Origin of the sequence: Pseudomonas sp. NyZ480, from assembly GCF_029537255.1 — a bacterium.
Classification (GTDB): domain Bacteria; phylum Pseudomonadota; class Gammaproteobacteria; order Pseudomonadales; family Pseudomonadaceae; genus Aquipseudomonas; species Aquipseudomonas taiwanensis.
In genome coordinates, this window is sequence record NZ_CP120626.1 from 3,176,268 (window position 1) to 3,198,912 (window position 22,645).

The 22,645-nt window shown below is 62.5% G+C and carries 21 protein-coding genes; 8 read left to right on the forward strand and 13 right to left on the reverse strand.

Annotation, left to right across the window (positions count from 1 at the left end; all coding sequences use genetic code 11):
• Positions 1-103: 103 nt before the first annotated feature.
• Positions 104-1,135, forward strand: a complete 1,032-nt coding sequence (locus tag P3R38_RS14540; RefSeq protein WP_023380961.1) for a hypothetical protein — start codon at positions 104-106, stop codon at positions 1,133-1,135.
• Here the strand turns inward: P3R38_RS14540 and P3R38_RS14545 are convergent.
• Genes P3R38_RS14545 through P3R38_RS14555 form a run of 3 tightly spaced genes read right to left on the reverse strand, consistent with a single transcriptional unit; the run spans position 1,132 to position 4,623 of the window.
• A complete protein-coding gene (locus tag P3R38_RS14545) occupies positions 1,132-2,046 on the reverse strand; it encodes a transporter substrate-binding domain-containing protein (protein WP_023380963.1) in 915 nt (304 codons plus the stop codon). The genes P3R38_RS14540 and P3R38_RS14545 overlap by 4 nt on opposite strands.
• Positions 2,043-3,374, reverse strand: coding sequence for a putrescine-ornithine antiporter (potE, locus tag P3R38_RS14550; protein WP_023380964.1), 1,332 nt, complete (start codon positions 3,372-3,374; stop codon positions 2,043-2,045). Before potE ends, P3R38_RS14545 begins: the two co-directional genes overlap by 4 nt.
• Before the next feature lie 55 nt (positions 3,375-3,429).
• Entirely contained in the window at positions 3,430-4,623 is a 1,194-nt protein-coding gene (locus tag P3R38_RS14555) for a cation:proton antiporter (protein ID WP_027906732.1), read from the reverse strand.
• Between the two features lie 271 nt (positions 4,624-4,894).
• Here P3R38_RS14555 and P3R38_RS14560 point away from each other — a divergent pair, with 271 nt between their 5' ends.
• Entirely contained in the window at positions 4,895-5,467 is a 573-nt protein-coding gene (locus tag P3R38_RS14560) for a phosphoribosyltransferase family protein (RefSeq protein ID WP_023380966.1), read from the forward strand.
• 1 nt (position 5,468) lies between these two features.
• On the opposite strand, the gene P3R38_RS14565 is transcribed toward P3R38_RS14560, so the two are convergent.
• Positions 5,469-6,359 (reverse strand): universal stress protein, encoded by an 891-nt coding sequence (locus P3R38_RS14565; protein WP_277686334.1) that lies wholly within the window; start codon positions 6,357-6,359, stop codon positions 5,469-5,471.
• A 68-nt stretch (positions 6,360-6,427) separates the two neighbouring features.
• Here P3R38_RS14565 and P3R38_RS14570 point away from each other — a divergent pair, with 68 nt between their 5' ends.
• Positions 6,428-7,417: a universal stress protein gene (locus tag P3R38_RS14570; RefSeq protein ID WP_041925688.1), complete on the forward strand. Its 990-nt coding sequence runs from the start codon at positions 6,428-6,430 to the stop codon at positions 7,415-7,417.
• 55 nt (positions 7,418-7,472) lie between these two features.
• Here P3R38_RS14570 and P3R38_RS14575 read toward each other — a convergent pair whose 3' ends face one another.
• The gene (locus P3R38_RS14575; RefSeq protein ID WP_023380971.1) at positions 7,473-7,964 is read right to left on the reverse strand and encodes a BCAM0308 family protein; all 492 of its coding nucleotides are present in this window, start codon (positions 7,962-7,964) and stop codon (positions 7,473-7,475) included.
• A 155-nt stretch (positions 7,965-8,119) separates the two neighbouring features.
• Between P3R38_RS14575 and prs the strand changes: the two genes are divergently transcribed.
• Complete coding sequence (prs, locus tag P3R38_RS14580) at positions 8,120-9,079, forward strand: ribose-phosphate diphosphokinase (RefSeq protein WP_027906735.1); 960 nt, start codon at positions 8,120-8,122, stop codon at positions 9,077-9,079.
• Positions 9,080-9,094: 15 nt separating this feature from the next.
• Here the strand turns inward: prs and P3R38_RS14585 are convergent, their stop codons facing one another.
• The 4 genes from P3R38_RS14585 to P3R38_RS14600 all read right to left on the reverse strand — a co-directional run bounded on the left by P3R38_RS14585 (position 9,095) and on the right by P3R38_RS14600 (position 14,286).
• Positions 9,095-9,985: a universal stress protein gene (locus P3R38_RS14585; protein WP_023380973.1), complete on the reverse strand. Its 891-nt coding sequence runs from the start codon at positions 9,983-9,985 to the stop codon at positions 9,095-9,097.
• Between the two features lie 28 nt (positions 9,986-10,013).
• Positions 10,014-11,633, reverse strand: coding sequence for a chaperonin GroEL (gene groL / locus P3R38_RS14590; RefSeq protein WP_023380974.1), 1,620 nt, complete (start codon positions 11,631-11,633; stop codon positions 10,014-10,016).
• A gap of 110 nt (positions 11,634-11,743) precedes the next feature.
• Positions 11,744-14,026, reverse strand: coding sequence for a heavy metal translocating P-type ATPase (locus tag P3R38_RS14595; protein WP_027906736.1), 2,283 nt, complete (start codon positions 14,024-14,026; stop codon positions 11,744-11,746).
• Positions 14,027-14,031: 5 nt separating this feature from the next.
• Entirely contained in the window at positions 14,032-14,286 is a 255-nt protein-coding gene (locus P3R38_RS14600) for an Lpp/OprI family alanine-zipper lipoprotein (RefSeq protein ID WP_027906737.1), read from the reverse strand.
• A 197-nt stretch (positions 14,287-14,483) separates the two neighbouring features.
• Between P3R38_RS14600 and P3R38_RS14605 the strand changes: the two genes are divergently transcribed.
• From P3R38_RS14605 to P3R38_RS14615, 3 genes are read left to right on the forward strand one after another with little or no spacing between them, the layout of a single operon-like run.
• Positions 14,484-15,131 (forward strand): BON domain-containing protein, encoded by a 648-nt coding sequence (locus tag P3R38_RS14605; RefSeq protein WP_023380977.1) that lies wholly within the window; start codon positions 14,484-14,486, stop codon positions 15,129-15,131.
• Between the two features lie 27 nt (positions 15,132-15,158).
• On the forward strand, positions 15,159-17,000 hold the full coding sequence (gene ftsH / locus P3R38_RS14610; RefSeq protein ID WP_023380978.1) for an ATP-dependent zinc metalloprotease FtsH: 1,842 nt from the start codon (positions 15,159-15,161) through the stop codon (positions 16,998-17,000).
• A 27-nt stretch (positions 17,001-17,027) separates the two neighbouring features.
• The gene (locus P3R38_RS14615; protein WP_023380979.1) at positions 17,028-17,453 is read left to right on the forward strand and encodes a potassium channel family protein; all 426 of its coding nucleotides are present in this window, start codon (positions 17,028-17,030) and stop codon (positions 17,451-17,453) included.
• Positions 17,454-17,460: 7 nt separating this feature from the next.
• Here P3R38_RS14615 and P3R38_RS14620 read toward each other — a convergent pair whose 3' ends face one another.
• The 3 genes from P3R38_RS14620 to P3R38_RS14630 all read right to left on the reverse strand — a co-directional run bounded on the left by P3R38_RS14620 (position 17,461) and on the right by P3R38_RS14630 (position 20,963).
• Complete coding sequence (locus P3R38_RS14620; protein WP_277686335.1) at positions 17,461-19,836, reverse strand: phosphoketolase family protein; 2,376 nt, start codon at positions 19,834-19,836, stop codon at positions 17,461-17,463.
• A gap of 39 nt (positions 19,837-19,875) precedes the next feature.
• Positions 19,876-20,340, reverse strand: coding sequence for a CBS domain-containing protein (locus P3R38_RS14625; RefSeq protein ID WP_023380981.1), 465 nt, complete (start codon positions 20,338-20,340; stop codon positions 19,876-19,878).
• Between the two features lie 62 nt (positions 20,341-20,402).
• Positions 20,403-20,963, reverse strand: coding sequence for an Hsp20/alpha crystallin family protein (locus P3R38_RS14630; protein ID WP_027906740.1), 561 nt, complete (start codon positions 20,961-20,963; stop codon positions 20,403-20,405).
• Between the two features lie 194 nt (positions 20,964-21,157).
• On the opposite strand from P3R38_RS14630, the gene P3R38_RS14635 reads away from it, so the two are divergent.
• Positions 21,158-21,889: a hypothetical protein gene (locus P3R38_RS14635; protein ID WP_023380983.1), complete on the forward strand. Its 732-nt coding sequence runs from the start codon at positions 21,158-21,160 to the stop codon at positions 21,887-21,889.
• On the opposite strand, the gene fnr is transcribed toward P3R38_RS14635, so the two are convergent.
• Positions 21,864-22,595: a fumarate/nitrate reduction transcriptional regulator Fnr gene (gene fnr, locus P3R38_RS14640; RefSeq protein ID WP_049818693.1), complete on the reverse strand. Its 732-nt coding sequence runs from the start codon at positions 22,593-22,595 to the stop codon at positions 21,864-21,866. The genes P3R38_RS14635 and fnr overlap by 26 nt on opposite strands.
• Positions 22,596-22,645: the final 50 nt, after the last annotated feature.

Consider the following 22,645-nt stretch of genomic DNA (forward strand, 5'->3'; position numbering starts at 1 on the left):
ACTGCATTCATCTGGATTCAAGAAGATGCATGACCCTCGTTTTCCCCCAGCGCGTTCAAGATCGTCTCGTTTCCACGGGGCCGTTCTCGTCGCGACCATACTGATGCTGACCGCCTGTTCAACCCTCGGTCCCTCCACCATCGAGCGCGACAGAAGCGATTACGCGACCGTCATAGCCACGACCTGGAAAGAACAGACCCTGTTGAACATCGTCAAGTTGCGTTACGCCGATGCCCCCGTCTATTTGGAGGTGTCATCGGTGATCAGTTCCACGGCCATCCAAAGTCAGGTGAACCTCAGCGCCAGTTGGTTCAGCGGTTCGCCCGCTGAGGGTAACAACCAGACCTTGGGCGCTTCAGGCCTCTACACAGATCGCCCTACCATCAGCTACACACCGTTGTCCGGCGAACGCTTCTCCCGTTACCTGCTCACGCCCCTTTCGCCAGCGGCTATATTCTCGCTCGTCCAGGCGGGCTATCCGGTCGATCGTGTGCTGCACCTGACCACGCGTGCCGCAAACGGCTTGTACAACAGGTCAACCTCCCCGTCTCGGCTGCGTGCAGCAGACCCAGAGTTCTATGCGGTGCTGGATGCGCTTCGGCGGATTCAGCGTTCGGAAAAGCTGGGCATGCGAATCAGCCAACGTGCCGGGACTGACAGTGAACTGCTGCTGATCGCCGACACCCGGTCGGAAATCGTCGAAACCGATCGCCGACTGGTGCGCCAGTCGCTGCACCTTCGACCCGACGCGGAGATACTGAAACTCACCTTCGGCTCGGTGCAGAGGGACGATACCGAGGTGGCCTTGCTGACACGTTCGATGTCGGAGATCTTCTCGGAGATCGCCGCCACCATCGAAGCCCCGCCCATCCATGTGCAAGAGGGTCGGGCAAACCCCGAACCCGCCCTTCCCAAGGTTTCCAACGAATGGGACACGCCACTGGTGCGTATCCATTCAAGCGAGCGAAAGCCAGACAATGCCTATGCCGCCGTGCACTACCGCGATCACTGGTTCTGGATAGACGATCGCGACCTGAAGTCCAAGTCCGAGTTCCTCTTCATTCTCGTGCTCTTGTCCCTCGCCGAAACTGGCGTAGCCCCGGAAACACCGGTCATCACGATCCCCGCCAACTAGTCAGGCAGCGGATACAGGCTTTGCAGCAAACGATCCTGCGCGGACAGGGGACCTAGATGGCGAACGAACAGGGCCTCGCCTTGTGGGCCCGAAAGTGCCTGGCTCAAGGCGGTATCCACCAACAAACGGAAATCGTCGTCTCCTCTTGGCATCGACAACGCCACCCGGCTCATGACGAACAAGTGATCCGGAACCCACAGCTGGTCGCGCTCAGCTTGCCGGGCCTGATAGGCCAGCAGGACCACCCTGTCTCCCAGGAGCGCGTCGACCTTGCGGTCGACCACCCGCTGCACCCCTTCCGCGTACGTCGACACTTCCTGGAGCGTGGATTGCAAACCAAGCTGGCGGATCCGCTCATGGGCCCAGCGACTGCTCAAGGTGCCACGCAGGACGGCAAAGCTGTGCTTGCTCAACCCCGCGTTGATCGTCGCGCGCCAGCGCGGGCTGGTGTCCTGCGCGCCACCGCTGAGGGGGCCGAGCAAGGTATTCGGTGCATCACGCCTGACCAGAGCCGCAAGGCCGGAAGTAAAGACCGCGATGGAAAAGTCCAAGGTGCCCCTTCTGGATAGGGTTTCCACCATCGGTGTACAGAGCAGGTCGACCTGCCCGTCACCCACGGTGCGAACAGCCTCCGGCTCTGCCAGGGAGCGCCAGCGTACCTGCAAGCCCGCGAGCCCGGGCGACTCCCGAAGGCGTGCGACGACTGCCTGGCAAAGGTCGATGGAGTACCCCTCCGGTGCCTGTTCGCTGCCAGATGAGAAGGGAGCGAACCCCTCCACGAATCCGAGATTGAGCACCTGCCCTTGCCTTAACCTGCTCAATACGTCCGCAGCGGCGACAGTGCTGTCTGCTACCGCGCACAACAGCAAACTGGCAAGACACCAACCGGTCGCTTTCAATGAACGCTTCATGGCGCACCTCCGATCATGTCCAACGCCTTGACGAAACGCTTGGCAATGAAACCGAACAGCAGGTAGCCCAGCGCCATGATCAGAGCGGCACCGAATACGGCTTCCAGGCCCGAGGCGTACAGTGCGTAGAAGCAATAGCACACCGCGACCACCATGACCGCGCTGTTACGGCGAAAAATGGCTGCCTGAACCTGGGCCTTGTACATGATCACCAACAGCCCGGTCAGCGAGGTGATGTAGGGAATGATGTTGGTCACGGCAGCCAGGTTGACCAGTTTGCTGAACTGGGCGCTGGCATTGGGCGAGAGCGTCGACAGGGCAATGAGGCTCTGCAGCACGGCGCAGGTCAGCATGCCTATCAATGGCACACCACGTGCCGTGGTGCGCGTGAACAGCGTTGGGAAAAGCCCCTGCCCGGCAGTCACTCTGGCGGTTTCAGCCAAGGTGAATTGCCAGCCGAGCAACGAACCCACACAGGCGATTACCGCCAAGGCCATGATGACATTGCCGACAGCGTCATTGAACATCTGCGCATAGACCAGGGCGAAGGGCGCGCTGGCGTTTGCAAGTTCCGGGTTCGGCACGATGCCCTGGATGACACTGGTCGAAAGAATGTAGATCACCGCTGCGCCAAGGGTGCCGAGCAAGCACGCCAGAGGCACATTGCGCTTGGGGTTTTCCACCGCGTCGGAGTTCTGCGCAGCCGATTCCATGCCCAGGAACGCCCACAAGGTCAGCGGAATACTGTTGGTAATGGCCTGGGCGACCGGCATTTGACCCGGGTTCCAGGCATCCTGGAAGGTCGCGGGGCTGAACCAGTGCCACCCGATCAGGCTTAAACCGGCAACCGGGACAATGACGCCCCACACGCTGACAGCGCCAATACGACCGGTAACTTCGGCTCCCCCCAGGTTGGACAAGGTGGTAAACCAGATCAACGTCACCGCTCCAACCAATAGCGGCCCACCACCAGTTCCAAGCCAGGGAATGAAAGGCGTGAGGTAGCCAACGGCAGAAATGGCGATGGCTACATTGCCAATCATCAGCGACAGGAAGTAAAGGTAGGAGCACAGAAAGAAAGCAGACTTGCCATGGGCTTGTTCACTGTAGGCAGACATGCCGCCCGATTGCGTGCAGTAGATGCCGCATTGGGCGAAACAGTAGGCGATAGCCATCGAGCCGATGGCCGTAATCACCCAGGACAGCAGCGAGACGGCGCCGATCTGCGCCATGCTTGCCGGCAGCATGATGATGCCCGAACCCATCATATTCACAGTGACCAGTGTCGTCAGTCCGACCAGGCCCATTTTCTTTGCTTTATCACGCATGGCTGCCACCTCCGCGAAAGCCTGTCGAAGAACCGATCGCTCATGTGCCACGCCTTCACTTTCGAGCCCTGCGCCCCAACCGCCGGGCACCGGGTGCAGCGCTTATGCCATGCAATATCACGCTGAGCACGACGCAGGCGATGGTCGTGGCGATGATCGTGCTGCCCTCTTGCAGCGGCGCATCGAGTACCAGCACGGCGAAGACGATAGACGCTAGACCACGCGGTCCGAACCAGCCAATGAACAGACGGCTCTCGGCAGCCAGCTCGCTGCCGGCCAGGCTCACCCAGACAGGCACCATACGCACCAGCGACAGGCTCAGCAGTGCATAGAACCATACCGAGGGCGACAGGATTTGCGAGGCCTTGGGCGCTACGTAGGCACCGAACACCACCCAGGTCAGCAGCGAAAGTGCTTCACCGCAGGATTCGCCGGTCTTAAGCAGCGGCTGCGTTTCCCGATTGAACAGGTAACCGGTCAACACACCTGCACAGAACGCTGCGATAAAGCCGCTACCGCCCATTGCCTGGGCGCTGGCGAAGCTCAGCAACGCCAGGGCGGGCATCACCAGTTGTTGCCAAGAGTCCATTTGCAGGCAGCGGCGTTGGGAAAGACGCAGCAGCCCTCCCACCACCAGCGCCAGCACTGCCCCCGTCAGTACGCCAATGCCCAACTCCTCCAGCAAGAAGTATCCCGCCAGGGCAAAGGGCATCGTCGAGCGACTTTCCATCAGCAATGCCAGCAGCAAGAGCAGAACCGGCACGCAGATGCCGTCATTCAGTCCGCTTTCGACGTTCAGGCTTTCACGCACATTGGCCGGCACCAGGGGGTTACTCACCACTGCCTTGCCAAGGGCGGCATCGGTGGGCGCCAGGATCGTCGACAACAGGGCCATTTCCAGCCAGGGCATGCGTGGAAACATCAGCCACGCAGCAAGCCAACCGGCGACCAGGGTCAGCGGCAAGCCAATCGTCAGCAGACGCAGTGGCAGGCTACGGTGAAGGCGCAATTGAGCCAGATCAGCTTGGGCAGCATCGCTGAACAGTACGATCGCCAGGGTAAGCTCGGCCAGCAGCCGAAGATCATGACGATCCAGGGAAAGGTTCAGCACCCCAAGCCCAGCGGGGCCTGCCACCAGCCCCGCCAGCAAGAACAACAGGGGGCCATTGATAGGTTTGGATTCGAGCGCGCCGGCCAGGTTGGCGTACAGCACCAGCAAGGCAGCCAGGACAGCCAGATTCTGATACATGACAACCCACCGTGATCGCCACGACTGTATGAATACGCTACCACTGCGTTCGTGGCGCGACGATCCAAAAGGCGGCGCAAGTTATCCTAGGTCAACAGTTGAGGTAATAAACCTGCAAGACCGCTGTGCATCAGGTGGTACCTGCCCCAAGGCCTTCGCCAGCGACCGCGGGGATCATCGTGGAAATGACCTGTGCTTGGCTTTTATCAAGTCGAGCAGGTGGCAGCGGTATAGGTTGCCAATGACCCTTGGCCGACCACGGAAAACAATCATGAACCGCCCCGCCCCCTCACGCGCTCGCCTGTATGACGAACAAGACCTCGACAGCGTGCTGCGTAGCATGGCGCAGCAGGCCCTGGCGTTCATGACTGCCCAACCCACGGTGCTGGTGGGGATTCAACGCCGAGGGGAGCCTTTGGCGCGCCGCCTGCAACTGCACTTGCACCGACTGACCGGGGCGGCGCCATTGCCACTCTACCCGATCAAGGTCAAGCGCTACGCCGACGACCTCAGCATCCTGCATGCCTATACGCAGCTTACCGAGAACCCTGAGTTGGCCAAACTGGATCTGGCCGATACCACCTTGCTGGTGGTCGATGACGTGCTGTACGAAGGGCACTCCCTGCTGCGTACCTGCGCCTACCTGGCTGAGCTTGGCGCGCGACGGGTATTCAGCGCGGTGCTCGTTGACCGTCACGTCTGTCACCAACCCGTGCATGCGCAGATCGTGGGTATACACCTGCAGGTCGCCGAGCAGGACATCGTCGAATGTCATGTGCCACCTTTCGAGGCGGATTTCAGCGTGGAAGTGGTTCGCCACGGCCGAGCTGGCGACACCGCCTGAATCAATCCGCGGACGCGGACCGGACCGTCAGAAGGCTGCACGGCGCATGGTTGAGGAGCCGTTCGGTGGTGTCGCCGATCAGCTTGGCCCAGCGCCTGGGCTGCACCACGCCGACCACCACCACGTCGATCTTCAGCGTGGCGACCAGAGACTGGATCACGCGCAGCGGCGCACCTTCGATGAAGTAGCGCTGCGCATGGACAATGCCATGGATATCGGCCAGCTCATCGAACGGTGCCTGGAGCGACTCGCGCACTTGCTCCGCCCAAGGCGCTGCAAGGTCGGGATTGGCCAGCATAGCCATGGGCAGGTCGTACGCCGACAGTAAATGGACCTGGCCGTTGCATGCGCTACCCAGTTGTCGACCTGCCTCCACCAGCGCATGGTTCAGCGCTTGCTGCGCAAGGTCCGCCTTGGCCACATCCACGGCGACCAATATGCTCGCGGGCATGGCCGGGGCCTCGGCAGGCACCAGTTGCAAAGGCACCTGACACGTATGCAGCAACGCACGGTCAACCGAGTACTTGTCGATCAGGCCACGTACCGGACTGGCGGAAAGCCCCTTGATCACCAAGTCAGGCGCACAACGCGCGATGCATGCCGGTAGGAGGTCACCCGCCGTGGCGGTTTCCAGCGCTTCGAAGGTGATGTGCAACCCTGTGGGCGCCTGCTCATCGAGCAATGCCTTGAGCCCGGAGGCGAAATGCGCGAATGCGGCTGACGGTTGGGCAGCTTGCCGCCCTTGATCGGGCACGCCACGTTCGGCGGGCGTATGGATGCCCAGTACATGCAACGAGGCACCTGACGCTTGAGCCAATGCCAGGGCCCGACGCAGCGCTGCATCGACCTGGACCTGGGTCATGACCAGAAGCATCCGACGGTACAGGCTCATCAGCCACCTCCTGGCGCGAATGGGGGTGCCGCACCGCTGTCATTATCGAAGCTGGCGGTCAGCCAATCTTGATAAATATCAAGGCCATCAAGCCCCACTGCGTCACCCTTGGCCTGAACCGGTGGGCCTTCATCGAGGCTGCCATCGCCGTGGAGGCCATCATGAATGCTTACTCGCGACTGCTACTGATCTGCCATCCAGACCTGCACCCCTCGCCTGCCCTGACGCGTGCCCAGGCGCTGGCCAGCACGACTGGCGCCACCTTGCACCTGGTGGTGCTCAGTCAACTCCCCTCACGTCTGGCCACCCTGGACCAAGTGCTGCGCGCCAATGCCCGCAAGCAGGACGCCGAGCACCGCAAGGCTTGGCTGGCCGACCAGGTGAAGGCGCTGGGCGAACTGGGCATCAGCGCCTACGCCGAGACACTGGACGATGAAGACCCGCTCAAGGATTTGATCCGGCTGGCCCAGTTGCACCGGGTAGAGATGGTGATCAAGGACATCAAGCACGAAACCGCCTTGAGCCGTGCACTGCTCACGCCTTTGGACTGGCAACTGCTGCGCCGTTGCCCGATCCCGCTGCACTTGGTGGCCCAGGCGCAGACCAACTTGCCAGCGCGCATACTTGTCGCCGTCGATCTGGTCGAGCACGACCCTGTGATCGACAAGCTCAACGACCACATCCTGCAATCGGCACAGGCCCTGGCACAGCGATGCAAGGCGCAACTGCATCTGCTGCAGGCCTATGAACCCAGTGCAAGCTTCGTTGCCTATGCCGCCGCCCCCGTCGCCTGGACTGACAAACTGGTCGAGGAAATGTCGGGTCGTGCGCGCGAGCGCATGGCAGCGTTCGGCGGCCGCTACGGCATCAAGCCAGATCATCTGCACCTGGTGAGAGGCGCTGCCCGTAACGTGGTCAGCGAATACGCCAACCAGCATGGCTTCGATGTGGTGGTGATGGGCACGCTGTACCATGAGGGGGTGAGCAAGGTGGTCGGAAGTACCACCGAGCAAACCCTGTACAAGGTTCACTCCAGCATTCTGGCGATCCACGGTTGAACGATCGCTCGCCTGGTTTCACCTCCTCCCTGGAGTGAAACCAGGCCAGGCGACCTCAGTCTCGATGCCAATCGACACTCAAGTACACATCGCTGTCGCTATAGCGGTAGCTGCACGCGCCATCGTAGGCGGCCTCCAGTTCATGACCAATGCGGTTGGCCAGGTGCGTGCCAGTGGTGGTTGCCACCAGTTGGCCCTGCTGGTAGTCGATCGCGATCAAGCGCTCAAGAACATGCGTCTGCCTTTCCTGTTGCTCCACGTTGTGCATGAGTTTGCGAATCTCCTCTTCATGCGCTGCCAGAAAACGGCCCGACACCCGCACTTGTCCGGCAGCGGCACGGTCTTCGATGCGCCGGCATGCCGGGCAGACGATCGACTCAACCGGCCCTGGCCCCGTCGCCCCATGGGCGTGCCACTCGCCTCCATGGTAGGCAGCGCCACATTGCGGACAACGCGCACTGCCAGCAGGACGATGCGCCGTGGCATAGGGGTCGAACGGATGCGGCTTGAACAGTTTGTCCTTGTGGCTTTTCTGGTATTTGTCCATTGGCGTACTCTCCGTGCAGGGTGTAGGGGGCGCAGGCCATTGCATGCTCTGACATGCCCAGTGTCCGCCCGCTGGCTATGCTCGACTTGATAATCGTCAAACCGCGCAGTGGCATGCCGCTTATGTTGCTGTGAACGACCTCTGGAGCGCAGGGCATGAATGACACACCACCGTTACTGTTCGCCTTGCAACGCAGCCAGGCCTATGGTCATGCCGTGGCGCAACGATTGGGCTGGAAGCTGTCTGCGCATGAAGAGCGCGACTACGAGGATGGAGAACACAAATGCTGGCCTGCCGAGTCGGTCGACGGTCGATCGGTCATCGTCTTCCATTCTCTCTTTGGTGACGCGCACCACAGCGCGCACGACAAGCTGTGCCGCTTGCTGTTCTTCTGTGGTGCGCTCAAGGACGCCGGTGCCCGCCAGGTGACGGCCGTCACGCCTTACCTGTGTTATGGCCGCAAGGACCGCAAGGTGGAGTTTCAGGACGCGACCATTACCCGCCATGTAGCCCGGCTGATGGAAAGCTGCGGCATCGACCGCGTGGTCGCGCTGGACGTACACAATCCCAGCGCCTTCGACAACGCCTACCGAATCCCGAGCTGGAACCTGCAATGCACCCAGCTATTCGCCCAACACCTGGCCCCGCTGCTCGGAGAAGAGGCTGTCACGGTCGTCTCGCCGGATATCGGTGGTATCAAACGCGCCGAGCAGTTTCGCCAGGTCCTGGCGGACCTGCTGGCGCGCCCGGTTTCGGTGGCCATGATGGAAAAGCATCGCCAGCCGACGGGCCTGAGCGGCGAACATCTGGTTGGCAATGTGGCAGGCAGCACCGTCATCGTGTTCGACGACCTGATCAGCACGGGGCAGACGCTGCTCCGCGCTGCCCACGCCTGCCGGCAGGCCGGCGCCACCCGCATACTGGCCGCAGCCACCCATGGCCTGTTCACTACAGGTGGCGAGCTGTTCGACAGCTGTGCGTTCGAACGAGTACTGGTGACCGACAGCATCTCGCCCTTTCGCCTACCCGTGCGATGTCTGGAACAGCTGGATATCGTCGATACCAGCGCCCTGGTTGCCGAGTTGCTTGCCTGCCGCCGGGGCTTGGACGCATGACTCCGGCGCCGGGCCTTACACCGCCAGGATATTGCAGGGAATCTGGTACAACACATGCTCCGTGGTGCTGCCGAACAGTCGGTCCAGTCCCCGGGCGAGCGGCCTGCCCATGACGATCACGTCCACCGGATGGGTTTCGACGTATTCGCTCAGCACCGCGACCGGGCGGCCCAGTATGAAGTGCCTGCGCTCGGCCGGAGCGCCATAGCGGTCAGCCACCGCCTTGAAATCCTCCTCCAGTGCCTGGCGCAGGGACTCGCCGACGTCGCCAATGGCCCAGGCGCCATATCCCATGTCGCCCATGTAGGCCATGGTCAGGTCGCACGCGAACAGCAGGTCCAGTTGCGCGCCGGTCTGCAACGCGAGCGCATTGGCCTGCTGGACGATGCTGTCATTGCGCGCCTGGCCCTCGGGCGATGGATCGGCCACGTCTACCGCCGCGACGATCTGGCGAGGCAAGGCCGGTCTGGCTGCGCCCAATAGGTAGACCGGGATCGGGCAATGCCGCAGCAACTGCCAGTCCAACGGGGTAAAGAAGGCCCGCTTGAGCACCGGTTCGCGCTCGACCTGCTTGAGCAGTACATCCGGCTGCATCTCCAGGGCATGTTCGAGAATATCCGCCTGCAGATCGCTGCTCCAGGCGACTTCCGTCGTCACTTGCACACCCGATGCCCGCAGCACCTGGGCCTGCGCTTCGAGCTGCGCCTGCTGGGATTGCAGGTAAGCCTGCCGCTCGCTCTGATGGTCACCTGTCTCCAGGAACCTGAGCTTGTCCAGCGATTCCAGCAAACCCACGATGTGCAGGCTGGCCGAACTTGACCTGGCCAGGGCGGCCGCCTGTTCCAAGGCACAGGACTGGCGCAATGCAGGGCGCAGGATCAGCAACAGGCGTTGATAGTGGCTCATGGTAGCCTCCGACGATCGGTTCGCCTGATCACTCAGGCAATGGGGGTTGCATCAAAGGTGCTGTCTTTTCCGGGATATCGGTCATGGTTGCCTCGGTCAGCAGCAGGATGCTGGCGACTGAGACTGCGTTCTCGAGGGCGATGCGTACCACTTTGGTGGGGTCGATGATGCCGGCCTCGTACAGGTCGACGTAAGTGTTGGCCGCCGCGTCGAACCCGATGCTGCCCGTTTCGGCGAGCATGCGTGCCACCACCACGCCCGCGTCCACCGCGGAATTTTCGGCAATCATCCGCGCTGGGGCCTCCAGCGCACGGCGCAGTATCTGCAAGCCGGTGCGTATATCACCTTCGCTGCCCGCCTCTTCAGCGAGCAACGCAGGCACCGCCTTGAGCAAAGCCAGGCCACCGCCAGGCACCATGCCTTCGGCGATGGCCGCGCGGGTGGCGGCCAGGGCATCATCCAACGCGTCCTTGCGCGCTTTCATCTCCGCTTCGGACGGTGCCCCGACGCGGATCACTGCCACACCACCCGCAAGCCTGGCCAGGCGTTCATGCAGTTTTTCCCGGTCGTAATCGCTGGTGCTGGCCTCGATCTGGGCGCGGATCTGCGCAACGCGGGTAGCCACCGCTTGCTGGGTGCCCTTGCCACCGATCAACGCCGTACTGTCTTTCAACACCACCGCACGGTGCACCTGGCCGAGCTGGGACAACTGCAACTGATCGAGATTGATGCCAAGCTCCGCCGACACCAGGGTCGCCCCCGTGAGCACCGCGATGTCCTGGAGCATTTCCTTGCGCCGGTCGCCATACCCAGGAGCCTTCACGGCCACCGCTCGCAGCACGCCGCGGATCTGGTTGACCACCAGCGTGGTCAAGGCCTCGCCGTCGATGTCTTCGGCGATCACCACCAGCGGCTGACCGCTTTTCGCCACTTGTTCCAGCAGGGGCAGCAGATCGTTGAGTGCGCCGATCTTGTGATCGCACAGCAAGACACAAGCATCGGTCAGCTCGACCTGCATCTTCTCGGTGTCGGTGACGAAGTAAGGCGACACATAGCCCCGGTCGAAGCGCATGCCATCCATGATTTCGACCACGGTTTCGGTGGTCTTGGATTCCTCCACGCTGACCACGCCTTCCACGCCGACCTTCTCCAGGGCATCCGCGACCAACTGGCCAATCAACGGGTCGTTGTGCGCCGATAACGTCGCCACCTGGGCTTTTTCCTTGGCAGTGCTGACCTGGCGTGACTGCGCCAGCAGCGATGTCATGACCAACGCCAGCCCTCTGTCCAGGCCTCGCTTGAGGTCGATGGCGCTGGCCCCGGCCACCACGTTGCGCACGCCGTCGGCCAGGATCGCGTGGGCGAGCACTGTCGCGGTACTGGTGCCATCCCCCACCGCTTCACCGGTGCGTTCGGCCGCCTGGCGCAGCATCTGGGCGCCAAGATTTTCCTCCGGGTCCTGCAGATCGACCCGTTTGGCGATGGTGACTCCATCGTTGCAGACGGTCGGCTTACCCCAACTGCTCTGCATCAGCACCGATTTCGATTTGGGCCCTAGCGTAACGCGCACGGCATCGGCGAGCTGGGTGGCGCCACTGAGAATTTTCTCCCGCGCTGCAGAGCGGAACAGCATTTTGCTGTGGGGCATGGTATTGCCTCCCGTGTAGGCCAGGGCATGAAACAGCTGCTGCCAGCATCCCGCTCCACCACATTGGGTGCTTGATTTTTATCAACCCTACAAGGCGCTGAACGCTGCGCTCAGCGTTGATCCAGGTACCGGTAAAGGGCCTCTTCCTGGTCGAAGTGCAACTTTGCCAAGGTGTCCAGGCGTATCAGCTGGTGCTGGATGTCATCTGCGCTCGGGCTCGCTGCCGCCTGACTGAAATCGTGGTTCATGCAGGACAGAAGATGGATGAGGCGGAAAATTTCCCGGTGGGTATGGCTCATCGCCGACAACGGGTCTTCGCCGGGCATGAAGCGGCTCAGCAGCGGGTACAGACGACGCTCGTCATCGCGCTCGTGGCGCTCCAGAAGGTCATGCAGCCCGGTGACCAGCCTGCCGAGGTCAGCCCGCGCCTGCTCGATGGGACGCTTGGCGAAGTCGCAGGCCATCTGGCTCAGTTCCGTCAGCAACCCGTCGAGTTGCCGATGCTCGTCCTGCAACCGATCCAGGTCCTCGACGGCAAGCCCGCTGCGTTGCCTGGCCGTCAACGGGCCTAGCGCACGCAAGGCGTTGACGATGATCAACAGGTCGATACCTTCCTGCAACACCGCCCCCAGCAATGCCGGCAGGTAGCCGGCGGCTGCAACCACCATCGCCAGCAACGACAGGCTCATCCCCACCCATACTCCCTGCCGGGCGATGTACACGGCATGCCGGGCGATATCCAGGGCCTCGACCAAGCGATCGAGCCGATCGACCAGCAACACCACACCGGCCGCCTGGGCGGAGGCCGTCACGCCAGAAGCCCCCATGGCAACCCCGACATCGGCCGCCGCCAATGCCGGTGCGTCGTTGATGCCGTCGCCGACCATCAGCGAGGGGGCCGTACGGCAGCCCTCCTGCACCAGGCGAATTTTGTCTTCTGGCGAGAGCCCTGAGCGAAGCTCGTCGATACCCGCCGCCAGCGCGACCATTTCCGCGGTTTCCGGGCGGTCACCGGTGAGCATGACCACCTTGTCGATCCCTCGCGCCCGCAGGCGTCGCAGTGTCTGGGGGGTTTCCCGGCGCAGGTCATCGGCCAGCCGCAGTACCGCTTTCAACTCACCGTCAACCGCCACGAAACTGCCGCTGTTGGCCAGGTAGTCCAGTTGCTGCAAACGCTCCTGTGCCCAGTGCCCATCGTCCTTCTCCTGCTGCACATAGGCCAGTGCACCCAAGCGTACAGCCTTGCCGTGCACAACCCCGGCGAGCCCCTGGCCGGGGCTTTCCTCCACCTGCTGGGCGGCGGTCAGCGTCACGTTGCGCAATCGGGCAGCATGAACAATGGCCTGGGCAATCGGATGGGTCGATGACTGGGCCAACGAAGCGGCCAGCTGCAGCATCTGCAAGGGCGCGCCCTGCCCCCTCACCTCGATCGACTGCAACTGGGCATGGCCACTGGTCAAGGTCCCGGTCTTGTCGAGGAACACCTGGCGCACGCCGGCGAGGGCTTCGAGCACCTCGCCGTCACGCACCAGTATGTTGCGCCGTGCAGCCCTCGAAATGCCTGAAATGATGGCAATCGGCACAGCCAGTATCAGCGGGCAAGGCGTGGCGACCACCAGCACGGCGAGCACCCGCTGCACATCGCCACTGGCCCACCACGCCAGCGCAGCCATCAGCAATGTCAACGGGATCAGCGCCAGTGCGTAGCGGTCGGCCAGGCGCACGAACGGTGCCCGTGACTGACGTGCCGCTTCGGCCAGTCGCACGATGCCCGCGTAAGTGCTTTGCGCTGCGGTACGGGTGGCCAACAGGAGCAGCGGCGCGCCTGTGTTGGTCACGCCGCTGGCCACCGGCTCACCGGCATGGCGGGTGACGGGCAACGATTCGCCGGTCAGCGCAGCTTCGTCCAGAGTCGCCTGCTCAGACTGCAAGTACCCGTCCACTGGCACGATTTCGCCCAGGCGCACCAGGACGCGGTGGCCAGCGCGGACTGCGTCGACCGGCACCTCACGCAAGCCCTCCTGCTCCTGAATCCAGGCCCGCTGTGGCGCCCGGTCGATCAGTGCGCGCAATTCGCGCTCGGCGTGACGCAGGCTGAGCGTCTCCAAGGCACGCCCCGTGGCCAGCATCAGCGCAACCACGGCGCCCACCAGCATTTGCTCCAGGGCCAGGGCCGCGCCAATCGACATCAGCGCGATCAGGTCGATGCCCGCCTCACGCCTGGCCAGGCGCTGGACCATTTCCACCGCCAGCACCACTGCCATGAGCGCGCTGCCGCCGGCCCAGATCAACGCCGCCCAAACCGGCTGTTGCGCGGCATAGACCAGCCCGCCCAACAGCAGGGACAGGACGCAGACCAGCAACAGGCTTGGGTCCAGCCATCGACGTGACATGGCCGTTACTTGCGTTTGGCCTGCTGGAGCAACTGCTGGACCTGTTCCTGGGCCTGTGTCGCTCTACGCAACGCCTCGTTGGCGGTCTGCTCGACCATATCGATGCGGTAGCACACCTGGTCGGCCCGCAAGCGCGCGGTCGCCGCGTTGTTCTCGGCCGACTCCAGCCGTGCGTCGTATTGCTCAGCGTGCCATGGCGTGCATCCCGAAACCAATACCAGCAGCAGGCTGGACAAGCCGGCAAGCAGATAGCGTTGCATGGTGGTGCCCTCGCGCATGCTCAAGACACCCCTAGTATCGGCACCGGCACTCACCGCAGCCTGACATTTATCAATCTCGCCAGGCGTACGGTAGCGCGCCGGTTTTGACCTTTGTCAATCGCGTGGTACCGCTGGAGGGTAGAAACATGGGCTGAGGGCATCTCGGCCCACCTTTCCAATGGATAGCGGAGACCATCATGAACGACCTTGATTTGCGCGACCTGGTGCTTGAAGAGTTGGCGTTTCAACCTGACATCAATGCCGCCAGCATCGGTGTGACGGTGCAGGATGGCGTGGTCACACTGTCCGGCCACGTCAGCAGTTATGCCCAGAAGATCAGTGCCGAGCGCACCGTCAAAGCCATGAAAGGCGTGCGTGGGCTGGCCGAGGAAATCGAAGTCCGACTGAACAAGCTCGAAGGTACTGCCGACGATACCATTGCCAGCCGCGCCCTGAAGATCATCGCCTGGAGCTCGGATGCCAATGTCGAGGGCATCAAGGTCACCGTTCACAAAGGCACGGTGACCTTGGAAGGCGAACTGGACTGGCAATACCAGAAGGAAGTGATCGAGCAAGCGGTTTGGCGTCTGTCGGGCGTGGTCGGCGTGCACAATCGCATCACCTTGAAGGCGCGGGCCAATGCCAGCGATATCCGCCATCGCATCGAACAGGCCCTCAAGCGCAGCGCCGAGATCCAGGCCGAGGGCATCCGCATTACCGTCAACGGCGGTGTGGTCCGGCTGGAAGGCAAGGTGCACTTGCTTCGTGAACGGGAAGTGGTCGAGCGCGCTGCCTGGGCAGTGCCTGGCGTAAGCAAGGTCGAAGACTACCTGTTGATCGCCTAGCCCGGCGGCCCACCAGGAGAGACGGTCATGAACAAAGATCAGCCCTGGACACTGTACCTGCTGGCAATCGGCCTGGCCGTGCTCGCCGCCATCCAGTTCGGCCTGTTCAACCGAGCGGCCGTTCAGACCATCTCCTATAGCCAGTTCCTGCAATTGCTCGAACAGCAAAAGGTCAGTGAGCTGCGGATCGAACATGACCGCATCCTGGGCACATTGCAGGAACCGATCGCCGGGCGTTCGGTGTTCTCCACGGTGCGGGTCGACCCGCAGTTGAGCGAGCAATTGGGCCGTACGGGCGTTACCTTCACTGGGGTAGCCGAGGACAGCAACCTGGCGAGCCTGGTGGGTTGGCTGATGCCGCTGATGATGATGCTGGCGCTGTGGTTCTTCCTGTTTCGTGGCGTGACCGACAAACAGGGGCTGGGCGGGTTGATGAGCGTGGGCAAGTCACGTGCGCGCGTCTATGTCGAGCGCGATACCAAGGTCACCTTCGCCGATGTGGCGGGCATAGACGACGTCAAGGGCGAGCTCACCGAAGTGGTGTCCTTTCTCAAGAACCAGGCGTTCTATGCCCGCCTGGGGGCGCATGTGCCCAAGGGCACGTTGCTGGTCGGCCCCCCTGGCACCGGCAAGACCCTGGTCGCCAAGGCCATCGCCGGAGAGGCGGCGGTACCGTTTTTCTCGATCTCCGGGTCGGAGTTCGTCGAGATGTTCGTCGGCGTGGGCGCGGCGCGGGTGCGCGACCTGTTCGACCAGGCCCGGCGCGCAGCGCCCTGCATCATCTTCATCGACGAACTGGACGCCCTGGGCAAGATGCGTGGTATCGGCAGCCTGGGCGGCAACGACGAGAAGGAACAGACCCTCAATCAACTGCTGGCCGAGCTCGATGGCTTCGATCCACGCGAAGGTGTCGTGCTGCTGGCAGCGACCAATCGCCCTGAGATACTGGACCCGGCGCTGCTGCGCGCCGGACGCTTCGACCGGCAGATCCTGATCGACCGCCCCGACCGCAAGGGCCGCCTGGCGATCCTTAAGGTGCACCTGCACAAGATCGTCTACAAGAACGACCTGGACTTGGAACGCATTGCCGAGATCACCCCTGGCCTGACCGGCGCCGACCTGGCCAACCTGGTGAACGAAGCCGCCATCGTCGCCACCCGGCGCGCCAGCCAATGGGTTGAGCTGCAGGACTTCACCGCTGCCGTCGAACGCCTGGTGGCAGGCGTGGAGCGCAAGGGCAACGTGCTGCGCGACGATGAACGCCAGGTTGTGGCGTACCATGAAATGGGCCACGCACTCGCGGCAAGCAGCCTGCCGGCGATGGACCCGGTGCACAAAGTGTCGATCATCCCCAGAGCCGCTGGCTCGCTGGGGTTCACGCTGCAACGGCCGACCGATGACCGCTACCTGATCAGCGCGCAGATGCTGCGCGACCGGATCGTCGTACTGATGGCCGGGCGGGCCGCCGAAAGCCTGGTATTCGGCCAGGTGTCCACCGGAGCCGCTGACGACTTGGGACGCGCCACCGACATCGCCCGCCAGCTGATTACCCGCTTCGGCATGAGCACGGAGCTGGGCCAGGCAGTGCTGGAGCGGCAGCAGGCCAGCTACCTGGGCGAATCGTTGTTGCGCCAGGAGCGCAAGGACTACTCGGAGCAGACCGCAAGGGAAATCGACCTGGGTATTCGCGGCTTGCTGGAGGAAGCCTACGCCCGTGCCCGGACGTTGCTCGAACAGCGACGTTCCGACCTGGACGCTGGGGCACGCCTGTTATTGGCCAAGGAAACCATCACCCCGGAAGAATTCCCCGCGCTGCTGCCCCTGGCCAAGGAGCCTGCCACCTATAATCTGGTCGATGCGGCCAAATGACAGACCGATCCAATCCGAGTACCGACCATGCTCACCGTCACATTGATCAACATGCTGGTGGTGATCCTGGTGGTGATCATCCACTACGAATGCCTGCTTCGCCTGAACGACTGGCTACCGCGGCTGAAGCTGTGGAGCCGGTTCCGGATCGTCGCTGGCGTGTTTGGCGCGCTGCTGGCCCATGCCTTGGAGGTCTGGTGTTTCGCCCTGGTGTATTACCTGATGGCCCACGCCGAGGGCTGGGGCACGCTCAGTGGCAACTTCGACGGCAGCTTGCTCGATTGCGTGTACTTTTCCTTTACCACCTACACCACGATAGGCTTTGGCGACATCGCCCCTACCGGTCATCTCAAGTACCTCACCGGCCTGCAAGCGTTGACAGGCCTGGTGCTGATCACCTGGACCGCGTCGTTCCTGTTCCTCGAAATGCAGAAATACTGGAAAGCCAAATAGCGCCGGTTCAGGCGTCTGGGTGCGGTGTCCAGTGCCATTGCGCAACCTCAGGCATGTCTTCGCCATGCTCGATCAGGTACAGCTTGTGCTTTTCCATGGTCGACCAGTAGCGGGTTCGCGCCCGCTCCACCTGCGCTTGCAGGCGAGGCACGCGTTCGAACACATCCAGCACCAGCTGGTAGCGGTCGAGGTTGTTGATGACCGCCATGTCGAACGGCGTGGTGGTCGCCCCTTCCTCACGAAAGCCATGCACATGGAAACGCTGCGGGTTGGCACGCTTGTAGATGAGGCGGTGAACCAGGGCCGGGTAACCATGGAAGGCGAAGATCACCGGCTGCTCTTCGGTGAACAGCGCATTGAAGTCACTGTCGGGCAAGCCGTGCGGATGCTGTAGCGGTGATTGCAGTGCCATCAGGTCGACCACGTTCACCACCCTGACCCGCAGGTCGGCGACGTCGTCACGAAGCAGGGTTACCGCCGCCAGCACTTCCAGCGTCGGCACATCGCCTGCGCAGGCGAGGACCACCTCCGGCAGGTCATCGTCATGGCTGGCCCATGCCCAACGCCCGATGCCAGCCTGGCAGTGCAGGTTCGCCGCCTGCCCATCCAGCCACTGCCACTCCAGTTGCTTGCCGGCAACGATCACATTGATGTAGCCACGGCTGCGCAGGCAATGGTCAGCCACGGACAGCAGGCAGTTGGCGTCCGGGGGCAGGTAGATACGCGCAAGATCGGCCTTCTTGTTCGCCAGAAGGTCCAGCAGACCTGGGTCCTGGTGCGAAAAGCCGTTGTGGTCCTGACGCCAGACATGCGAGGTCAGCAGGATGTTCAACGAAGCGATCGGCTTGCGCCACGGCACTTCGGCGGCTGTCTTGAGCCATTTTGCATGCTGGTTGATCATCGAATCGACGATGTGGATGAACGCTTCATAACACGAAAACAAGCCGTGGCGGCCGGTCAGCAGGTAACCCTCCAGCCAACCTTCGCATATCTGCTCGCTGAGAATCTCCATCACCCTGCCATCTGGACCGAGGTGGTCATCCTCGGCACCGTGGGGGTCCAGCCAGACCTTGCAGGTCGCCTCGAATACCGCATCCAGCCGGTTGGAAGCCGTCTCGTCAGGGCCGAACAGGCGGAAATCGCGGGACACCAGGCTGTTCTTGATCACGTCGCGCAAGTAGCTGCCCAGAACCCGGGTCGCCTCTGCGCGTACGCGTCCAGGCCCGTCCATCTTCACGCTGTAGTCGCTGAAGCGCGGAAGGTCCAGCGCTCGCAACAGCAGCCCGCCATTAGCATGTGGGTTCGCGCTCATGCGCCGCCGCCCGGTCGGGACCAGCGCGGCCAGTTCCGGCAACAACGCGCCCTGGGCATCGAACAATTCATGCGGCCGGTAGCTTTCCAGCCATTGCTGCAACTGCTGCAAGTGCAGTGGCTTGCGAAGGTCTCCCAGGGGCAGTTGATGGGAGCGCCAGGTTCCCTCTACCCGCTGCCCATCGACGAACGTCGGCCCCGTCCAGCCTTTTGGGGTGCGCAAGACCAGCACCGGCCACAATGGCCGGTCGATGGCTGGGCCCGCCTCGGTGTGCCGGGCAAGCCGCTGGATCTGGCAGATTTTCTCGTAGATCACATCCAGCGTCCTGGCCAACGCCCGATGCACCTCCATCGGTTCGTCGCCCTCGACGAAATAAGGATCATAACCGTAGCCATACATGAGGCTGGTCAACTCGTCCTCGCTGATCCTCGACAGCACCGTCGGGTTGGCGATCTTGTAGCCATTGAGGTGCAGGATCGGCAGTACCGCACCGTCGCGCGCGGGATTGAGGAATTTGTTGCAATGCCAGCTCGCCGCCAGCGCTCCGGTTTCCGCCTCGCCGTCGCCGATGACGCAGGCCACGATCAGCTGCGGATTGTCCAGGGCTGCGCCATAGGCATGGACCAAGGCATAGCCCAGCTCGCCACCTTCGTGCAGAGAACCCGGAACATGCGGGCCGACATGGCTGCCAATGCCGTACGGCCAGGAAAACTGACGAAACAACCGCGCCATTCCCTGCGCGTTACGTTCTATCGCAGGGTTCAGCTCGGTGTAGGTGCCATCCAGGTACGCCTGGGCAACCATGGCCGGGCCGCCATGGCCAGGGCCGGCGACGAACAACATGTTCAGGTCGTAATGGCGGATCAGCCGGTTCAGATGGGTGTAGATCAGGTTGAGCCCTGGCGACGTGCCCCAGTGCCCCAGCAACCGAGGCTTGATGTCGGTCAGCTTCAGCGGCGTGGCCAGCAAGGGATTGCCCTGCAGGTAGATCTGGCCAACGGTAAGGTAGTTCGCGGCCCGCCAGTAGGCATCCAGCCATTCCAGTTCCTCGGTGCCTGGAAAATCGTTCATGATCGCCCCCTCTGTCGATGGCGCGCACGCGCATGGGGTTCAGATGTCCCCGGCGCGGATATCTTCTTCCCGCCGGCTCTGCTGACGGATCAGCAACGTCAGCTCGTGCAGGTGGTCGGCCAACAGCCCCACCAAGTCGTCCGCGGTGACGATTCCGACCAATAGGCCAAAGTCATCGACCACCGGGATCCGCCTGATGTTGGCTCGCCGCATGTTCAGAATCACATCGAACAGGTCTTCGTTCTGGTTCGCGGTGATCAATGGACGTGGCAGCACGTCGATGGCCTGCAGGTCTTCCTGGTCAGGAGGGTTGCGGGCGATGATCCTCAGCGCAAGGTCACGGTCGGTGATCAGGCCGATGGGCCGGCAACGGTCGCGGTCGACAGGCTCGGCCAGCACCAGGTCCCCGACGTGGTACCGGCTCATCATCCGCGCCGCGGCGTAGATGGAAATGCTGGGGGGCGCTGTGACCACATCCCGGTTGCAGTATTTGCCAATGGACATGATGTTCTACCTTTTGGAATGCGAAGGCGGAGCGTCCCTGCTCCTGAAATCGGTCGGGTCAATCACTTGCTGCTTTTGATAGGAATCACTTTTTCAGGGTGAATCGCTTCGGCGCGCTTGGGCAGGTGCACCAGCAGTACGCCCTTGGCAAACTGGGCATTGATCTTTTCAGCGTCGACTTCACGGGGCAGTTGGAAGACCCGCTCGAAGCTGCCGTAATGCCGCTCCGACAGGTGGTACTCCTTACGCTTTTCGTCGACCTCTTCCTGCTTCTCGCCGCGAATCACCACATTGCCATTGACCAGCTTGATCTCGATGTCCTTGTCGTCCACACCTGGCAGTTCGGCACTGATGCGAAACTCATCGGCCAGTTCGCTGATATCCATTGCCGGCATGCCATGGGCGAACAGCTCACGGCGCCAGAACGGCTCGACATCGAATGGGGTGTGGCTGAACGGCATGCGCAATGGCCGGCGCCCGAAATCGTCGAACAGGCTGTCGATCTGGCGCCGCAGCTGCTGGAACGGCCGCCACAGGTCCGACGGCTCGGTGCCGGGTGGAGAAGCCTTGGCAGGTTGGGTGGCTGCGGGAGTGACAGGTACTTTCTTGGCTGCTTCGGACATGGCGACCTCCTCGAATGAGTAATGCCTCCCAGGGAGACACCTCGATCGTGCGCGGGCAGGCAACCCCGCGCTTGACCTTTATCAATCAGCGCGCTGCTGCCATCGCTTGTCGGTTTGATCCTGATCAAAGTCCCGTTCTGGCAGACGCCTAGCTTGAAAACAGTGCGGTCCATCCAGACACTATCGAGGCGACTATGGAGCGGGACGACGGCAAGCGTGTCCGCTTGCTGGAAACCTTCCCTGGCCCGGGTATTCAACAATGCCTGCGCCTGGCACAGTGCAGCCCGCAATTCACCGAGGCGATGCCAGGCCAGTATTGCCTGCTGGCCAATCGCACCGAGCGCTGGCCATGCAGCTACGTCAGCCTGCCCGGAGTGGATGGACGGTTCGTGGTGACTACCCACGGTGCGCACCCGCTGGGGCAGCCAGGCGAGCTGCTGGGGTATTCAGGCCCGTTGGGCAGCGGCTGGCCAGTGCCCTTGCAGAGTGCGCGCCTGCTGGCGATCACACGGGGCGAAGGGATATTGGCGCTATTGTGCATGCTCGATGAGGTCCGCTGCTGGCTGCCTTGGGTACAGGTGCGCTTGCTACACGAGGGCTTGGCGCTGGAGCACCTGCCCGCTGAATGCCGGCCATGGCTTCGCGCGCAAACGACGGCGCCGCGCGACCCCTCAAGCGGATGGATGCAACTGACACAGCAACTGCAAGCATTCAGGCCAGACACGGTCTACTGCTGCGCGCCGCCCCAGGTGGCTCGACAAGCAGCACGCCTGTGTTGGCAAAAGGGGATATCGCCACAGCGCATCTGGCTGCGGACCGACCATATGCCTCGGCCAACCTGGGGGGATCACTGTCCACTGGGAGGGCCGGTCCAGCGCTATGACAGGGTCCTGGCTGCGCTCAAGTGGGTTCCTCCAGCCGGCTGAGGTTCAGCAGGCTTTGCAAGTCGACCAGCCGAACTTCCCGCCCGACGCATTTCACGAACCCTGCCTGGGTGAAACGGCTGAACAGCCTACTGACGGTTTCCAGGGTAAGGTCCAGGTAGTTGGCGATATCGCCACGGGACATCGGCAGGTTGAAGACGTCTGCGCGCAGGCCGCGTTCGTGATAACGCGCCGACATGCCGAGCAGGAATATCGAAAGCCGCTGTTCGGCTCGGCCGTGGCAGCAGCGCAAGTGCTCATCCTTGCCCTGAATCCCCATGCTCAGCATATGCAACAGCTGGTAACGCAAGCCTGGGATCTGCCCCGACAGGTCGACCAGCTGATCCAGCCTGATGGAACACACCAGCGAAACCTCCAGCGCCAGGGCATAGCTTCGATAATGCCTTGCACCAATGGCGTCCAGCCCCAGCATCTCCCCCGGCAGGACGAAACCGGTAATCCGCTCGTTGCCCTCGGTATCGAGCAGGAAACTCTTGATCGCCCCTGAGCGTAGGGCGAACACGTGCTCCATCGGCTCATCGGCCTTGAACAGATACTCGCCCCTCTTCAACGGGCGGTTACGGCGCACGATTCGCTCCAGCTTGTCCACTTCGTCGGCACTGAGGCTGGCGGGCAGGCAAAGCCGGCTCAACGAACACGCAAGGCACTTCACATGGGGCCTTGCCCCCATATCCAGTGAGCCTGACATGACCATGCCTCCGCTAATGTGCATGGGGGGTATTAATACAAATTAGCTGG

What these genes read in the sequence shown, in the direction of transcription:
- P3R38_RS14565 (WP_277686334.1), bottom strand. Translation starts at nt 6,359, where the DNA reads ATGAGCCTGTACCGTCGGATGCTTCTGGTCATGACCCAGGTCCAGGTC.
- P3R38_RS14620 (WP_277686335.1), bottom strand. Translation starts at nt 19,836, where the DNA reads ATGAACGATTTTCCAGGCACCGAGGAACTGGAATGGCTGGATGCCTAC.
- P3R38_RS14625 (WP_023380981.1), bottom strand. Translation starts at nt 20,340, where the DNA reads ATGTCCATTGGCAAATACTGCAACCGGGATGTGGTCACAGCGCCCCCC.
- P3R38_RS14585 (WP_023380973.1), bottom strand. Translation starts at nt 9,985, where the DNA reads ATGAGCCACTATCAACGCCTGTTGCTGATCCTGCGCCCTGCATTGCGC.
- P3R38_RS14595 (WP_027906736.1), bottom strand. Translation starts at nt 14,026, where the DNA reads ATGTCACGTCGATGGCTGGACCCAAGCCTGTTGCTGGTCTGCGTCCTG.
- ftsH (WP_023380978.1), top strand. Translation starts at nt 15,159, where the DNA reads ATGAACAAAGATCAGCCCTGGACACTGTACCTGCTGGCAATCGGCCTG.
- P3R38_RS14560 (WP_023380966.1), top strand. Translation starts at nt 4,895, where the DNA reads ATGAACCGCCCCGCCCCCTCACGCGCTCGCCTGTATGACGAACAAGAC.
- P3R38_RS14630 (WP_027906740.1), bottom strand. Translation starts at nt 20,963, where the DNA reads ATGTCCGAAGCAGCCAAGAAAGTACCTGTCACTCCCGCAGCCACCCAA.
- P3R38_RS14575 (WP_023380971.1), bottom strand. Translation starts at nt 7,964, where the DNA reads ATGGACAAATACCAGAAAAGCCACAAGGACAAACTGTTCAAGCCGCAT.
- potE (WP_023380964.1), bottom strand. Translation starts at nt 3,374, where the DNA reads ATGCGTGATAAAGCAAAGAAAATGGGCCTGGTCGGACTGACGACACTG.
- prs (WP_027906735.1), top strand. Translation starts at nt 8,120, where the DNA reads ATGAATGACACACCACCGTTACTGTTCGCCTTGCAACGCAGCCAGGCC.
- P3R38_RS14605 (WP_023380977.1), top strand. Translation starts at nt 14,484, where the DNA reads ATGAACGACCTTGATTTGCGCGACCTGGTGCTTGAAGAGTTGGCGTTT.
- fnr (WP_049818693.1), bottom strand. Translation starts at nt 22,595, where the DNA reads ATGTCAGGCTCACTGGATATGGGGGCAAGGCCCCATGTGAAGTGCCTT.
- groL (WP_023380974.1), bottom strand. Translation starts at nt 11,633, where the DNA reads ATGCCCCACAGCAAAATGCTGTTCCGCTCTGCAGCGCGGGAGAAAATT.
- P3R38_RS14545 (WP_023380963.1), bottom strand. Translation starts at nt 2,046, where the DNA reads ATGAAGCGTTCATTGAAAGCGACCGGTTGGTGTCTTGCCAGTTTGCTG.
- P3R38_RS14555 (WP_027906732.1), bottom strand. Translation starts at nt 4,623, where the DNA reads ATGTATCAGAATCTGGCTGTCCTGGCTGCCTTGCTGGTGCTGTACGCC.
- P3R38_RS14540 (WP_023380961.1), top strand. Translation starts at nt 104, where the DNA reads ATGCTGACCGCCTGTTCAACCCTCGGTCCCTCCACCATCGAGCGCGAC.
- P3R38_RS14600 (WP_027906737.1), bottom strand. Translation starts at nt 14,286, where the DNA reads ATGCAACGCTATCTGCTTGCCGGCTTGTCCAGCCTGCTGCTGGTATTG.
- P3R38_RS14635 (WP_023380983.1), top strand. Translation starts at nt 21,158, where the DNA reads ATGGAGCGGGACGACGGCAAGCGTGTCCGCTTGCTGGAAACCTTCCCT.
- P3R38_RS14615 (WP_023380979.1), top strand. Translation starts at nt 17,028, where the DNA reads ATGCTCACCGTCACATTGATCAACATGCTGGTGGTGATCCTGGTGGTG.